Genomic DNA, 15,647 nt, shown 5'->3' with positions numbered 1-15,647 from the left:
TGAGCGTCGCAGATTCCGCTGACGCCCAGACTTCAGCACTGTATCATTCTCATTTGATACAGAATTGCTTAATTTGATTAGCATTGAATCAGCCAGCAATGCATATTGCTGGCTTCAATACTTAAAATGGATCGGTTGCGCTGAGATATTCTATGGACTGTTCTTTGCCATTTATCCACAACTTAACAAATCGGCGTGTACGCCATTTCCCTGTTTCATCTACCACCGCTTTTTCGAATACCGGCCCACTCAATAACAACTCTTTGTTATCGTTATAACCAATTCCCACCTTTTCATTACCAATCCAGTGCTGTTCGAAAGCCACAACAGGGGCTGCATCAAACTTTTGCGCATCGGTTTCCGAGCAGGCGGTGTAACTTTTTCGGAAGATAAAACATAATCCCGCCTTGTAACGATCTTTGCCATTGGTTTCCACCTGAGCTGTCGCAAATCCCGTGAACTGGGCCAGTTTAACGTAAAGTTTGGTGCGGGTGGCGCCCCCTTCAATATGCACTTTGGTCACCGGGCATGAGCCTTCGCCATACCAACTGCCAATGGTATTCGCATTGTTGCGCGCCTGAAGGTAGATATTGGCCACACCTTCTGGTGTTCGTCCAGTGTGCTGAGTTTGCGTTGCGCTTTGCGACAATATTTGCGACGTTCCCACCACACGTACGTGAATCTGCGTGCCTTCATCGGAGAAATTAAATTCGCCAATGTAGAACCATTTCTCTTTATCCGTGCGGTTATCCATGTGGTGCTGGGAGGTAATGTAATCGTAGTTTAACGATCCCTGAATGATGGCGCCCCAATCCGATATTTCCATAACCCCGCGATCACCTTCCGCCAGCAGTGACCAGGGTTCGATACCTGCGGTGCTGTAATCAAATCCGGCGCTTTGATTATGAATACTTTTTTGAATGATCAACGCGCGGCAATAACCCAGTTTTAGCGGGTTAGTCGTCGATTCAATCGCCAGCCCCTCAATCACCCACTGGCCATTGGTTAAATCTCCGGCGAATTCTGAATGTTCAATCCAGCCATTACGAATAAAGGATTGGGTACAGCGCGGCAAATCCAAAACCGGCTTTAGGGTATTTTCTTGCAAATTGAAGTTGGATAATTCAATGGCCGTGCTATGGTCCCAGGCACCTGCTTCACGGTCGGACCAGCGTGCATACACTATGCTGTCCTGACACCCTCTGGAATAAAACTGATCAATCTTACAATCCAGCGTATCAATAAGGTCCAGCGCGCGTCCGCCCAGATAGCGAAACTCCATACTGCTCACGCGCAGAAACTGCCCGCCGGTAATAATGTTGGCGTAAAAACCAACTTTATTAAATGCGGTACCGCCGTCTCCGCCGTTATTAGAACTCATGCCTTTCACTACAATGCCCGATATCTCTGCATAGCGCGCATTAACCTTAAAGAAGTGCAGTCCTCGTGGCTGCGTCCCCCAGTTAAAGGTCAATGTGGTGGTGGGGAAATAGCCAAAGTTAACCGCCGCACCGGCAACTTTAAAGCGGTTTATCTCTTTATCGGATATGTCGAAGGTGGACATACTGAACACCCCGGCAGTAAAACGGATTCCCGCAGCGGGCAGCACGCGCTGCGACCAGGTATACATACGTTTGACTGCCTCGATACAATCCGTTTTACCGTCAGCTATGGCACCAAAATCCAAAACGGTGACGGTGCTATAATCCTGGATCACCCGCTTCCAGCGCTTTTTCCCTGCGGTGATGAAGACAATCCCGCCGTCGTCTGGACTGATGGTGTCAGTCGCGTCATGAACAAAAACCCCGCCGCCCATTTTGCTGCCTTTGCTGTACTCCAGCACGGAAGCGATTTCACCAGCAGATGCCGGTTCGGTAGCGCGCAATTCATCAATGGTTTTCAACTGTACGACGGGACCATTTGTTGCATTCACAGCATTTTGTGGCGTGGTGTTATTGGACGCATTAACCATGGTGTACCCCTTAAATATTAAGAGAAAATAACTGCCCCATGCAGTATAAGTAGCTGATAGTTAATGTGTTGATGCGTGCCAGTGTAATTAGAGGCGTTTATCATCCCGCCAATAAGTGGGATCCAGCAAGATAATGATTGCAGAAAGAAAGCGCAGCGGTAAGGCGGGATTTTACAGAATAATCGCAGGCACATTATTGATTATTGCGGCCGCAAAAAATGACCGGCTGACGCAAGATTCCGATCAAATACCTTAACCCGGTAACTGTTTCATTCACTTATTAATGCAGGTTTGTTGAAGCTAAAGCGGTGCCAGCAAGCCACGACTTGCTGGCACGTCATCTTAAAATGTGGCATTCACCCCGACGTTCCAGGTCACCTGATGGTAATCGCTGTTACTGGCGACGGTGGACACGCCAGCAAAGGCATTGACGGTGTCGCCCAACGGCACATTGGCACCCACCGCCACGTCGAGCCAGTTTTTATCCCCGGCTTCCACCGTCCGCTCAAACGAGGTTTGGGTGGATTTCAGCCCCGCGCGCACCGTGGAGTCGGTATCACCAAACTGGTGGTTATAACTGATCTGTGCCCACGGATTGACCACCCACTGCCGGCTATCGACGCGCCAGCCAATTGAACCGATCTGCGAGTGAAGGGTTTGGTCTGAGAAGCGCATCGAAGTGCTGCTATTGCCATTTTCCTGATAGCCGTCAACACGACCATAATCCAGCGCATAGCTGGCAACCGGGCCTGTGGTGATATGCGTCCCCAAAGGTAAATCCCAGCCGGTTTGTATGCGCATGCCCATTAATTTACCGCTGCTGCTGCCTTGTTCAGTTCGGGTGGCCGGGCCGATGTTTATGTTACGCTCGATGCTGTCGAAATCGAGATCGGCATAGTGGAGATCGGCGTTGATCCAGCTTGATCGAACAAGGTCAGCTGACTATAAAGCGCCACCAGATTACCGCGCAGCTTGTAGTCATAATTTGATGAGGGATCCATGCGCTGATTGCTGTTTGAGAACAGCAAACCGGTTTGCCAGTTATCGGTCAGCTGATAGCCGATCCCCAACGTCAGATTGGTGGTGTTTGCATCACCATTGCTCCAGGCATCACCTTGATAATCGACGTGTTGTCCTGCGTAACCGCCAAACACCGTGAACTGACCCGCGCTGGCCGGTTGCTGGCGCTGCTGTTGCAAATGCCCATCTAACGTATTATGCATGTCGCGCGCCATCAGCAGCGTGGATTGCGACAGAGCCGCCACCTGCGCCGGCGCATCAAGGATCGATTGAATATAATCTGCCAGCATGGCCTGTACTGCCGGGCTTGGATGCAGACGATCGGAAAACAGATATTGCTGTGCGGTACTGAAGCCCGCATCGGTAGACTGGCATTCATCCGCTGAGGTGCCCACGGGACATGAAATGCCAATAGTGTTACTTAAGCCATAGCGGCCGGGATTGGCTACCACCTCGTTAAACAGACCCGCGATGTCCACGCGCACAATATTGCCGTTGAGCGCCGCTAGCTGAGCCTCTTCCTGCTGATTGTAACCCTCTGACAACGCCGTCACCTGAGTGCTGAGTTCCTGCCAGGCGGTATAGAGCTGCTGAGCCAGCGCATCCCGCACCATGGGACTGCTCGATACTTGCCCCGCTGCGGCGGTGAACGCATCCTGCACCGCCTGTTCGCGAGCCGCAACATCCGGTGTCGCTGCGCTGTCCAGCGACTGAAACGCCGCGACCATCGCTGAGGTGCCCAAAGATCGCAGCACCAGTTGTACCATGTAGGGCGTTAATCCCAGTTGCGGGACGTTCGGCACAATGACGGTTCCTGCCCCCGCATCCAGCAAGGTTTTAACCTGAGAAGCCGCCGCAATGGCACTGTTGCTGATGGTTTCACGCGCGGTCAAGGGGTTGGGCACCGCGGCAGCGATATCATTGGCGCCGACCCAGTGAATATACAAACCATTGCTATCCGCGCGCCCGCCAGTGGATTGCAGATACGCTGCCAGCTGATCCTGCGTGTTGAGTTCAGGGTCGAGCGCCGGAACGGCCACCGCGCCGCCTTCAGCATAGTTACTGCCACCGCGCGAAGATGCCTGCAAATCTTCCCCAAGATGCGATGCCAGGATTTCGTCGTATAGCGGATGTTGCGCGCCATCGGCGGTAAAACGACCGATATTGCCGCTGTCGCTTAAGCTATCGCCAAACACCGTCAGACTATCCCAGGCACGCGCGGGAGAGGCAGCCAAAAGCGCGCCAAGGGTAGCTACGGCGACAGCAGAAAGTGCAGATTTGCGCATTATCATCAACTCCGTGATGGGCCAGACGGATCGCGTCTGGTCACTTTTAAGGTAGGCCGTGCGCATCATGCAGCAGCAACGCAGGCCAGCAAGGTCGCATCAAGAATGCGAAAAGTCGCAAAGAGAAATAACAAGGACGTTTAAGGTTTAGTCACGATAAGAGGGTAATACCAACTTACTTAAGCAAAATTTCAGCGTAATTTTTCAGAATCTGCCGTTAGCGAGTCTGGAAGTGGAATGATTTTTTATTTTTTCGCGGTTCGGTTATTGCAACTCTTATTGGGAAAAAGGAAAGATCTGACCCATAGTCATTATTCAGGTTGACTCGCGGTCGTAGTGGCACTGATATCTGAAGGTTTGGTTGGCATTTTAGTCTCGGGTTCATCTAAAGATCGGCTGAAAACTCTTGCTAATTCTCCGTCAGGCGAGCGATGCGCTTTTTCATGCATTTCGATTAAATGTTCTGGAAACCACGCCGATAATTAAGATACTTTTATCAAAGCGGACTTTTTTTAGGTCCGTTTGCAACAACATCAGGCAGCCATAACTCAATAAACCCAGCCTGCGCATGCGCAGAGAGACACCATCGCGAGATCACGTGTTCGGCTGAGGAAATCCAGCGGCGCGGCGCAGAGCTGCACGCATTATGTTCAATGACATAATCTTGCCTGAGGTCACACATGTTTGGGGTGAAGAAATCCAGCCTTTCTCTGCCATTTTATAAAAGTGGCGATGTACTCAAAGACATCAATGCAATCAAGCAGCACGTAGCATGGATTGAGTTTTCGCCCAGTGGTGAAATCCTCAGCGCCAACCCCCTTTTTCTTGATGTTACCGGCTACACCTTGCATGAAATTCAGGGTCAGCATCACCGCATTTTCTGCAGCCCTGCTTACAGCCAATCATCCGATTACTTTACCTTCTGGCAAACCCTGGCTTCAGGCGAGTCAGTCACGGGCATTTTTGAACGATTTAACAAACAGCGCCAACGCTTCTTCCTGAGCGCAACGTACTTCCCGGTCAGTGATGACAAAGGGAAAGTCTACAAGGTGATTAAAGTCGCCAGCGATATCACCGCCCGCCATGAGGAACTGGAACACAAGGAGGCGGTGATCACGGCGCTTGATCGCTCGATGGCGGTGATTGAATTCACGCCAGATGGCCATATCCTGACGGCCAACACCAACTTCCTCACCCACATGGGATATGATCTCAAAACGATTGTTGGTCAGCATCATCGCCTGTTCTGCTTCGATACCTTTTACCGCGAGAACCCGGATTTTTGGCGCAAAATTGCCAAAGGACAGCATTTTGTCGGTCGCTTTGAGCGCAAGACAGCCAGCGGCGAACGTATCTGGCTGGAAGCCAGCTACAACCCGGTATTTGATGCTAATGGCAACGTGTACAAGGTGATCAAGATTGCCTCTGATATCACCGCACGCGTTGAAGCAGCCAAACGTGTGGCCGATATCGCCCTCACCACGTCCGAACAAACCTCGCAAATCACTGACAATGCCAACGAAGTACTGGATGAAACCATTCGCAACTCAGGTTTGGTGGCATTGCAGGTGAAAGCTGCAACGGATGTTGGCATCCAGCTCAACGCCTCAGCGAAAAGTATCAACGAGGTAGTTGAGACCATCAACCTGATTGCTTCACAAACCAATATTCTGGCGTTAAACGCGGCGATTGAAGCGGCGCGCGCCGGTGAGGCCGGACGCGGATTTAGCGTGGTGGCTGATGAAGTACGCCGACTGGCCGCCTCCACCTCAAGCGCGACCAAAAAAATCACGCAAGTGGTTGAACACAACGCCAGCCTGATCCAGCAAATGGAGCAGCAGCTCGGGGAAGTAAAACAGTTTGTGGTGACCGAGCAGGATAAAATCAGCGTGCTGTCACGCAGCCTGCGTGAAATTAACAGTGGCGTGCACGAGTTTGTGAATGTGATTCATCGACTGGATGTTTAAGTGATGACGCTTTAGCGATGAGGAGGCGGCCTGAAGGCCGCCTTTCATTTTAAAAGAATATGATGACGCTAAATGTGGATCTCGCCTTTACATCATCTGCGGTTCACGAATCGCATTACCTTTGGCGAAACGCGCCAGACTGTAAGGTTCTGCATCGGTGAACAGCGGTTGATTATTCACCATCTGCGCACACAACAAGCCCGCTCCAGGGCCGATGCCGAAACCGTGCCCACTGAAGCCAGAGGCAATAAACAGGCCCGGTACATTATCCATCTCATCAATCACCGGCACCAGGTCAGGCGTGGTATCGATCCAGCCACCCCATGCATGATCGACTTTGATCCCGCTAAGCTCAGGGTAAAACTGAACCAGCATCTGCATCGCTTCCTGCACAATCGCAGGATCGCCGGCGGGATCGAGTACACGAATCTTTTCAAACGGTGACAGACCCTGATTTGACCAGGAACCCGCGGCTTCCGGGCCATTGAAGAAGGAACCGTTGATACGCACTTTGAGCTTTTTCGCAATTTTGCTGCGATACATCGGATAAAACTTGGTGGCATAGCGGATATTTTGCGGTGCCAGATCGATCTGGCCACGCCCGGAAAGCGCCACGGTGTAGCTGCCATCCTGACGACGGCGAATACATAAACCGCCCATACTAATACAGCCTTTGATCACTTCCGGTGCGGCTGTGGTTTTAAACGCCGTACCCAATATATTGGCGCTTGGCAGTTCAACGCCGTACTGCATGCAGAAGCGTGAACTCCAGGCGCCGCCACAGCAGATCACCCGGTTCGCTTTCACTAATCCTCGCTCGGTCCATACGCCGGTCACACGCCCGCCAGTGATATCCAATCCACGCACCGCGCAGTTTTGATGTACTGAGGCACCCAAATTTTTAGCACCTGTGGCGATCGCCGGTGCGGCCATGGAAGGTTCAGCACGAGCATCAGTCGGTGACCAGACGCCACCCACCCATTGGGCCTGGTCGCCAATGCGCTCGCGCGTCTCTTTACACGTCAATAAATGGCTGACAAAGCCGATTTGTTTCGCCTGCTTGCCCCAGGCATCCCAGCGCGCCACATCCGCTTCACTCAGTGTGCCGTAGGTGATTCCCTGACGACTGAAGCCAAGATCAAGGCCAATTTCCCCGCTCAACGCTTCCCAACGCTGCAAACTGCGCATCGCCATCGGCAGCTCATACAAGTCGCGGTTTTGCTGGCGAACCCAGCCCCAGTTACGTCCCGACTGCTCACCGCCGATCACGCCTTTTTCAAACAGCGCCACTGAAACGCCCTGCTTCGCCAGTTCATAACTAACGGACGTGCCGATAATCCCGCCGCCAATGACGATGACATCCACCGCGCTGGGGAAGGTTTCACTGTCTGCTACGGTATTAACGCTAATACGCATGATGTTTAATCCTGACCTTTATAAATGTTGTTCAGAGGAAATGTGCATGATCCACAATACCGTGGCGTCACTGGCCGTCGGGTTGAAAATGTTGTGCCGCAGATGGCTCTGGAATTGAAAACTGTCTCCCGCTATCAGGCGCGCGGCGTCACCCTCAATGTCCAGCGTCAGTTCGCCCGCCATCACTAAACCTGCCTTTTCTCCCTTCCCCATTAACATCTCAGTCGATCGCACGCCCGGCGGGATATTAATCAACATAAACTGCAAGTCATGGTCGCCAGAGGGAGAAAGCATCTGCTTTGAAATGCCCTGCTTGCCCACGTTAAAATGCGGGCGTTCGGCGGCGCGTCGAACAAAGTGCTCAGCACCACGATGATTCGCTTCGGCCTCTTCCAAAAAGGCCGAGAGGGGAACCTTCAATACCAATCGCAACTGTTCCAGCACGCGCACCGTGGGATTCGTCAAATTGCGTTCTATCTGACTGATGGCGCCAGCAGAAACGTTTGCCAGCCGCGCCAGTTCAGTAATCGTCATATTCTGCGCCTTGCGCACACCTTTGACGCGAGATCCTATATCCGCTTCCTGCGCGCCAGATTCCCCTTTAATGCCCGGTTCTTTTTTCATCTGCTGAATTCCACTCGCATCCTTGTCAGCTGAGCTTACGGGTATCATGAATCAGGGCATGCCCCATTTGGTTTTAATGGTCTGCAAGGTGCCGTCATCTTTCATGCTGGTTAACGCGCTATTAATCTGCGCCATCAATGCATCGTTACCTTTCTTCACACCAAACGCCATCGGGGAAACATGCTCAGGTTTATAACCATCCACCACGTGCATGCCTTTTAAACCACCCGCTTTTTCCTGCGCCTTCAAAATCGGGTAATCATTCAATCCGGCAGCCACGCGGCCCAGTGACAAGTCTCTGGTCATATCCGCCGGGCTGTCATAAACCTTCACCTCTTTGGCGATGCCGCTGGCCATCAGGCTCTGGGTGTAATCGGTACCGGCCATGGTGCCGACGATTTCACCCTTGAGATCCTGCCAGGAGTCATACGCTTTTTTGTTGTCATCACGCACGATCAGCCCTGCGCCAAATGCGGTAACCGGTTGAGAGAAAGTAATACGTTTGGCGCGTTCTTCAGTGGGCGTCATTCCCGCCACAATCATGTCGATCTTGCCGGCAATCACAGATTGTATCAGCGTGGAAAAAGGGATTGCGCTGTATTGGATGTCCAAATGCTCACGTTTGGCCACTTCGGCGGCCACATCCGGCATAAAACCCTCAATCTTCCCTGTCTGCGTATTTAAAAAGGTGGTTGGGGCGCTCGATGGCGGCGAACCGGCGGTTAACACTGCGGCACTGGCATTAAGACTTAATGCAGCCGTCAGGCTTAGGATCATTAACTGGGAACGAATGGCAGACATGACTCACTCCTGGGTGCAATGAAAAGGGGAACGCTCTTTTTCACTATAATGAAAATTGTCCGCCTGCTGTCAACCTTTTATTTAATGAAAATGCGCGGATTCACAAATTATCAATAAAGCCTTTGATTTCAATAAATATCACATCTATAGCTTGTTCGTATGTGCGTAATAAGTAAAAGCTATCTCAGTATCAGGGGTAATGATTGACAGCGATTTGTCATCAGCGATATTCATTATAATGAATTAGCCACCTCACTTTCCGGTGACACCACGACCCAGGAGAACACAATGGACTGGAGCAGCATCCACGTTTATCTGCCCTTTTTATTAAAAGGGGCTGAAATGACGATCTACATCACCATTTTGTCTCTGATCATCAGTACGCCATTAGGCCTGGTTTTTGCCGCGGCGAAGATGTGCCCGTGGAAAATTATTTCCTGGCCGATCGCCACCATCATTAACATCACACGCGGCCTGCCGATGATTGTGGTGTTGTTTTATATCTATTTTGTCTTCCCTGATATTGGCATCACCCTCAGCTCATTTCAGGCCAGCGTGATCGGTATTGCCTTTTGCTTTTCGACTTATATCGCGGAAATATTCCGTGCCGGCATTGAATCGGTCGATCGCGGGCAACTTGAAGCTGCCCGCTCGATGGGCATGAGCTATGGCAAAGCCATGTACCGCGTGGTGCTGCCGCAGGCGTTTCATGTTGCCTTACCGCCCTTTAGCAATACGTTAGTGATGATGCTCAAGGATTCGGCGCTGGCCTCCACTATCGCAGTTACTGAAATGACCCGTCAGGGCCAGCTTATCGCCGCTTCTACGTTCGATAACACCACGGTATACACACTGGTGGCACTGATGTATCTGGTGCTTTGCCTGCCGCTGCTGGCACTCACCAAAAAGCTGGAAAAACGCCAGATTAAAGGGGTTTGAGATGATAGAAATTCATGATGTGCACAAAAAATTCGGCCCCATTGAGGTGCTGAAAGGCGTGAGTTTTAAGGTCAGTGAAGGCGAGGTCGTGTGCCTGATTGGTCCTTCAGGATCGGGCAAATCTACCATTCTGCGCTGCATCAACGGCCTTGAAACCTATGAAGGCGGCGATATCACTGTGCTGGGCCAGCGCGTCAACAATAAGCACAAGAGCATTAACGATCTGCGACGCCAGATCGGCATGGTGTTCCAGCGCTTCAATCTTTTCCCGCACCGCAGCGTGCTGGAAAACGTGATGGAGGGTCCGATTCACGTTAACGGTGAATCCCGTAACGTGGCGGAAAAGCGTGCGAAAGAGTTACTGGCGATGGTGGGGCTGGCCGAGAAAATCAACGCCTGGCCAACCCAATTATCTGGCGGTCAACAGCAGCGCGTGGCGATTGCCCGCACCTTAGCCCTGCAGCCCAAAGCGATATTGTTTGATGAGCCCACCTCCGCGCTAGATCCAGAATTAGTCGGTGAAGTGCTGCAAGTGATGCGCAATCTCGCTCGTGAAGGCATGACCATGATTGTGGTGACACATGAAATGCAATTCGCCCGAGAAGTGGCCGACCGCGTCTGTTTCCTGCACAGCGGACAGATTGTGGAGCAAGGTCCTGCGGATAACCTCCTGTTGCGGCCGCAAGAAGCGCGCACGCAAGATTTCCTGCGCCGCGTGTTAGGCAATACCGTGTCTCAACCCTGTTCTTGTTGTCAGGCCGTCAGTTGAACAACGGCAAAAGTTTCTGCTAAAGCCGCACGAATAATCATTCAAATATGTTTTTCGTGCGGCAATAAGCACCCTCAGGTTTTACGGCAATCCCCTAATCTGAATTGAATGTATTCCCAATGCACCCGGCGATGGTGACGGGTGCTATTTGCCACTTATGACTGGAAAAATAATTGATGAAAGTGCAAAAAATTGAACAGCCTGCCTTAATTGAAAAAATGGAACCCTGGGGTAGCGTAGAAGGCTTGCCTGGCAGCGGTTCCATTGCGCTTTCCGGCATTCAAAAAGTGATTCCCGGCAAGGAAGATATCGACACGGGAATATTCGAATGTGCTGCGGGCTCTTATCGGCGCTCAGTGAAACAGGCTGAAATTATGCATTTTCTTAACGGCACGGGTTCTTTTACTCCCGACGGCGAGCCCACGTTGAATTTTAAACCGGGTGATTCCTTCTTTTTTGAAGCAAATACCGAAGGAACCTGGGTGATTGAAAATACCATGCGTAAACTGTATGTAATTTTTGATGCCAGTTAATCCCTTTGTTCGTAATAAACCGGCGCGTTGATTCGCGCCTTTTTTTATGTCAAGTTTGTGACATTGCAGTGCGTCATTTTCCACTTTGCACCAGTAAAACTCAGATCTCTCGCTTATTACCCGCCAAAAATACCAATCAATTCAAACATAAATAAAATGGCACACCCCTTGCTAAGCAATTGGTAGAGATGTTGGACCAATTAAGGCAATGCCATGCAATCACCTGTTGAGCTTCAACCGATAACCACACCGCGTAGCGACACGCTGATTCTTGATGCTCTGACGCGTTTTATGGCGCAATCCGGCGCGCAGCCGGGGAGCCGTTTGCCGCCTGAGCGCGAACTGGCGGAAAAGCTCGGGGTTAGCCGCAACACCGTGCGTGAGGCGCTAAAACGCTGGGAAGCACTGGGCATCATCCTGCGTAAGAAAGGCAGCGGTACGTTTTGCAGGCCGACGTGGGCATCAACGACAGCTTCCTCTCGCTGCGATTCAAAAATGACTCCGCCAATATGCTGCACGCGCTGGAGGTCCGTCGCATTATCGAATCCGAATCCTGTGTACTTGCCGCACAGCGCGCAAGCGCCGAAGACCTGCTGGAAATTGAACAGCGGTTAGTTGAAATGGAGCGTGTGCATCTGGCGGTCGGTTCCGCCGGTGCCGAAGACTGGGCCTTTCACACCAGCGTTTACCGCGCTTCGGGCAATCCTCTGCTGCTGCAAATGCTCAACGGCATCTACGACAGCCTGCACGCCTTTTTTGAATCGCCACCGGAGCAGGCACTGTTTGCCGACTCCTTCCTGTTACACCGCGATCTCTTCAATGCCATTTGCCAGCGGGATGGCGAAGCAGCGCGCGCTATTTGCCATCAAATTCTCGATATCACTGAACGCGACATGAAGGATGTCATCAATGCCAAACGATAAACCTGTCTCGCAACAAACGCTTTTGTCTCACGATTTACGCCATGAAAAAGGCGCGGTCACTCCGCCGATCTACCAATCATCACTGTTCACCTTTAGTGATTACGACAGCATGATCGCCCGCTTCCGTGGCGAAAGCGATCAGCCGCTCTATTCGCGCGTTGATAATCCTACGGTCCGAGCGCTGCAGGAAAAAGTTGCCGCACTGGAAGGTGGCGAGGCTTGTCTGGCGTTCGGCAGCGGCATGGCCGCAATCAGCAATGCCATTCTCAGCGTGCTGCAACCCGGCGCAAAAGTGGTGTGCGTCAATCACGTCTATCCCGATACCTATCGCTTCCTGCGCGGCTTCTGCCAGCGTTTTGGTATTACCACCGAGTTCGTCGATGGTGATGATGAAGAGGCGATTCGTGCCGCGCTGCCGGGTGCCAGCCTGCTCTACCTGGAAAGCCCGGTGAGTTGGGTGATGAGCGAGTTAAACCTGAATAAACTGGCCACGCTGGCGCGTGATGCAGGTGCGGTCACCATTATTGATAACAGCTGGGCGTCGCCGATTTTCCAGCAGCCGCTGCTGTGTGGGATCGACATCGTGGTGCATTCGGCATCGAAATACATCAGCGGACACAGTGATGTGGTGGCAGGCCTGGTGATTGCCAGCCAGCAACACATCGGCAATATCGCACGCCACATTAGTCCCTTCCTCGGCGGCAAACTCTCTGCGCATGAAGCCTCATTGCTGATGCGCGGTCTGCGCACGCTGCCCCTGCGCATGAAGCAGCATCACCAAAGCGGCATGGAGCTGGCACAAAAGCTGCGTGCACATCCACAGATCACGGCGGTGTGTCATCCCGGTTTAGCCCCCAAATCCTGGTCATCGCTGCGCGGCTACAGCGGCCTGTTTGCGTTTGAAGTGACCGAACAAATCGATATCCCCGCCTTCTGCAACGCCTTGCAGTACTTCCATATGGGTGTGAGTTGGGGCGGATTCGAAAGCCTGGTGATGCCCGCCATCTCGGTCATCAACCAAGCCAGCGAATTTAACTCGGCCGTTGATTTTGGCGTCTCGCCACGATTAATCCGCATCTCGATTGGACTGGAAGAAACCGAAGACCTTTGGAACGACCTGCAACAGGCGCTTGCCACCGCAACCCGCGCATAATCACTCCCAGGAGAAGCTGCAATGACGACTCGTTTTGCTATTAACGCACTGGTTTTAGCCATTGGATTGGGTTCAGCACTCAGCAGTATGGCGGCAAAATTAACCGTGGTGGAAGTGATTACCAGCCCGCCCCGCACCGAACTGCTGCAGAAGATGTTGAGCGAATACAAAGCCCAGCATCCCGGCACGGAAATTGAGCTGATCTCGCTGCCGTGGGGTCAGGCGTTTGAAAAGTTAGGCACCATGCTGCAAAGCGGACAAGTACCCGATGTGGTGGAAATGCCGGACACCTGGCAAGGGCTGTATGCCAGCAACAACATGCTGGAAGATTTAGAGCCGCGCCTCAATAACTGGGATGGCACCGCCCAGTTAACCGATAAGACGCTGGCGATGGCGCGTGCCGCCAATGGCAAAGCCACCATGATCCCTTATGGCTTCTACCTGCGCGCCCTGTTCTGGAATAAGAAACTGTTCCAGCAGGCCGGGTTAAGCGAGCCACCTAAAACCATGGAAGAGTTTGCCAGCGATGCCAAACGCATCAGCCAGTTGGGTAACGGCATCAGCGGGTATTGCATGCGCGGCGGCGTCGGCGGCACCAATGCGTGGATGATGTTTATGGCGGCGATGAATGGATCACCTGATTTCTTCGATAAAGCGGGTAACAGCACCCTGACTCAGCCGGGGGCGATCAAAGGGGCGCAGTTACTGGTGGATATGTACAAACAAGGCGGCGCACCAAAAGACAGCGTTAACTGGGGCTTTAACGAAATCGTCTCCGGTTTCTACTCGGGTAAATGCGCCATGCTCGATCAGGATCCCGATGCGCTGATAGCGATTAAAAATAGCATGGCCGCCGATGATTTCGCCGTTGCGCCGATGCCTGTCGGGCCGTCGGGTAAAGCCTTCCCCACCATTGGTTATACCGGCTGGGCGATGTTCAAACAGGGCAAGCAAAACGATCTTGCCTGGCCGCTGATCACCTTCCTCAGTAACAAAACCAACAACCTCGCGTGGGCGAAATTTGTCGGCACCCTGCCGATTTATAAGGGCGCAGAACAGGATCCTTTCTATCAAACGCCGCAGTTTGCCGGCTGGTTTAAAGAGTTAAACGATCCGAACTATGTGCCCTTGACCATGCCGACACACCTGAAAGGCTGGGGCTATTTCAACTCGGTGATCGTGAAAGAGAGCAGCCAGGAAACACTTTTGGGTGAAAACGACACCGAAGACATGGTGAAAGACTGGGCTAAATATCTGAGCAAAGAGCAGAAAAGCTGGCTCGCCACGCAGTAATCACCGATCGCGCGGAGAACAATGATGATGTTAGAAACCTCACTTGACGCCCGCTCGCCGCGCCCGCGCTACACGCGCTGGCTACGGCTGGCTGAGCCGTGGTTTTATCTTTCGCCGGGACTGCTGCTGATCGCCTTGTTTATCTTTGTGCCGATGGCGATCGGCATTTCCTATGCTTTTCAGAGCATGAATCTGCTCAATCCAATGGAGAGCGGCTGGGTTGGCTGGGATAACTTTGCCGAGATGTTTGACGATCGGCGCTTTTTTAAAGCACTCGGTCACACGCTGAACTGGACGGTCAGTTCACTGCTGCTGCAGTTTTTCTTTGGCCTCGCGCTGGCACTGCTGCTCAACCGCGAATTTCGTTTTCGTCGCTGGGTGCAGGCACTGGTGTTTCTGCCCTGGGCGGTGCCTGCGTTTCTCTCCGGCCTGACCTGGTCCTGGCTGTTCAATCCGGTGGTGGGCCCGTTGCCACAGTGGTTAAGTAACCTTGGATTACTCAGTGAGCCTTACAACATTTTATCCGATCCCCAATTAGCCATGTGGGGACCGATCATTGCTAACGTTTGGTTTGGTATCCCTTTTTTGCCATTACCTTGCTGGCCGCCTTGCAATCGATCCCCAAAGACTTGTACGAGGCGGCATCGATTGACGGCGCCAGCGGCTGGCAGCAATTCTGTCGCGTGACGTTGCCCTTCCTCGCGCCAATGATCGCCATCACGGTAATGCTGCGCACCATCTGGATCGCCAATTTTGCCGATTTGATCGTGGTGATGACCGACGGTGGCCCTGCCGGATCCACCTCGATTCTCTCCAGCTACATCTTCACCACCGCCTATCGCAAACTCGATTTTGGCTATGCCTCGGCAATGGCGGTGTTTCTGTTACTGCTGATGACCTGCTACGCGCTGGTACTGCTGCGTATTCGTCATCAACTGTTGAAATAAGGAG

Annotated in this window: 13 protein-coding genes and 2 pseudogenes; 10 read left to right on the top strand and 5 right to left on the bottom strand. The window is 52.3% G+C overall.

The features are described from left to right. Nucleotides 1-121: 121 nt before the first annotated feature. Together HA45_RS05040 and HA45_RS05035 are read right to left on the bottom strand one after the other, a co-directional pair. Nucleotides 122-1,972, bottom strand: a complete 1,851-nt coding sequence (locus HA45_RS05040) for a putative phage tail protein (RefSeq protein ID WP_100703966.1) — start codon at nucleotides 1,970-1,972, stop codon at nucleotides 122-124. Between the two features lie 342 nt (nucleotides 1,973-2,314). Further along, nucleotides 2,315-4,284: pseudogene (locus HA45_RS05035) on the bottom strand (autotransporter outer membrane beta-barrel domain-containing protein). Between the two features lie 674 nt (nucleotides 4,285-4,958). On the opposite strand from HA45_RS05035, the gene HA45_RS05030 reads away from it, so the two are divergent. Next, nucleotides 4,959-6,245: a methyl-accepting chemotaxis protein gene (locus HA45_RS05030; RefSeq protein ID WP_100703969.1), complete on the top strand. Its 1,287-nt coding sequence runs from the start codon at nucleotides 4,959-4,961 to the stop codon at nucleotides 6,243-6,245. A gap of 87 nt (nucleotides 6,246-6,332) precedes the next feature. On the opposite strand, the gene HA45_RS05025 is transcribed toward HA45_RS05030, so the two are convergent. The 3 genes from HA45_RS05025 to HA45_RS05015 are packed head-to-tail and all read right to left on the bottom strand — an operon-like array spanning nucleotide 6,333 to nucleotide 9,086. After that, entirely contained in the window at nucleotides 6,333-7,661 is a 1,329-nt protein-coding gene (locus HA45_RS05025) for an NAD(P)/FAD-dependent oxidoreductase (RefSeq protein WP_100703970.1), read from the bottom strand. Between the two features lie 18 nt (nucleotides 7,662-7,679). Continuing rightward, nucleotides 7,680-8,285 (bottom strand): helix-turn-helix domain-containing protein, encoded by a 606-nt coding sequence (locus HA45_RS05020; protein WP_100703971.1) that lies wholly within the window; start codon nucleotides 8,283-8,285, stop codon nucleotides 7,680-7,682. A 51-nt stretch (nucleotides 8,286-8,336) separates the two neighbouring features. Then, a complete protein-coding gene (locus tag HA45_RS05015) occupies nucleotides 8,337-9,086 on the bottom strand; it encodes a substrate-binding periplasmic protein (protein ID WP_100703972.1) in 750 nt (249 codons plus the stop codon). A gap of 288 nt (nucleotides 9,087-9,374) precedes the next feature. Here HA45_RS05015 and HA45_RS05010 point away from each other — a divergent pair, with 288 nt between their 5' ends. From HA45_RS05010 to HA45_RS27915, 9 genes and pseudogenes are all read left to right on the top strand, one after another. After that, a complete protein-coding gene (locus HA45_RS05010; protein ID WP_100703973.1) occupies nucleotides 9,375-10,025 on the top strand; it encodes an amino acid ABC transporter permease in 651 nt (216 codons plus the stop codon). A 1-nt stretch (nucleotide 10,026) separates the two neighbouring features. Continuing rightward, complete coding sequence (locus HA45_RS05005) at nucleotides 10,027-10,794, top strand: amino acid ABC transporter ATP-binding protein (protein ID WP_100703974.1); 768 nt, start codon at nucleotides 10,027-10,029, stop codon at nucleotides 10,792-10,794. A 176-nt stretch (nucleotides 10,795-10,970) separates the two neighbouring features. Beyond that, complete coding sequence (locus HA45_RS05000; RefSeq protein ID WP_100703975.1) at nucleotides 10,971-11,327, top strand: cupin domain-containing protein; 357 nt, start codon at nucleotides 10,971-10,973, stop codon at nucleotides 11,325-11,327. A gap of 213 nt (nucleotides 11,328-11,540) precedes the next feature. Further along, nucleotides 11,541-11,711, top strand: a pseudogene (locus HA45_RS28915) (GntR family transcriptional regulator); the annotation flags it as partial. Nucleotides 11,712-11,770: 59 nt separating this feature from the next. After that, nucleotides 11,771-12,250, top strand: coding sequence for a FadR/GntR family transcriptional regulator (locus HA45_RS04995; RefSeq protein ID WP_280174497.1), 480 nt, complete (start codon nucleotides 11,771-11,773; stop codon nucleotides 12,248-12,250). Next, nucleotides 12,237-13,403 carry a PLP-dependent transferase gene (locus HA45_RS04990; RefSeq protein ID WP_100703977.1) on the top strand — a complete coding sequence of 389 codons (1,167 nt, stop codon included), beginning with the start codon at nucleotides 12,237-12,239 and terminating at the stop codon, nucleotides 13,401-13,403. The genes HA45_RS04995 and HA45_RS04990 overlap by 14 nt, the downstream gene beginning before the upstream one ends. A 21-nt stretch (nucleotides 13,404-13,424) precedes the next feature. Continuing rightward, nucleotides 13,425-14,696, top strand: a complete 1,272-nt coding sequence (locus tag HA45_RS04985) for an ABC transporter substrate-binding protein (protein WP_100703978.1) — start codon at nucleotides 13,425-13,427, stop codon at nucleotides 14,694-14,696. Nucleotides 14,697-14,717: 21 nt separating this feature from the next. Next, nucleotides 14,718-15,383, top strand: a complete 666-nt coding sequence (locus tag HA45_RS04980) for a carbohydrate ABC transporter permease (protein WP_244563379.1) — start codon at nucleotides 14,718-14,720, stop codon at nucleotides 15,381-15,383. Then, on the top strand, nucleotides 15,293-15,643 hold the full coding sequence (locus tag HA45_RS27915; RefSeq protein WP_366557317.1) for a carbohydrate ABC transporter permease: 351 nt from the start codon (nucleotides 15,293-15,295) through the stop codon (nucleotides 15,641-15,643). Before HA45_RS04980 ends, HA45_RS27915 begins: the two co-directional genes overlap by 91 nt. Nucleotides 15,644-15,647 lie beyond the last annotated feature (4 nt).

This window comes from Pantoea rodasii, assembly GCF_002095465.1.
GTDB classification, from domain to species: domain Bacteria; phylum Pseudomonadota; class Gammaproteobacteria; order Enterobacterales; family Enterobacteriaceae; genus Pantoea; species Pantoea rodasii.
Note: the sequence above shows the minus strand (reverse complement) of the source record. Positions and strands in the feature narration are given on the sequence as shown.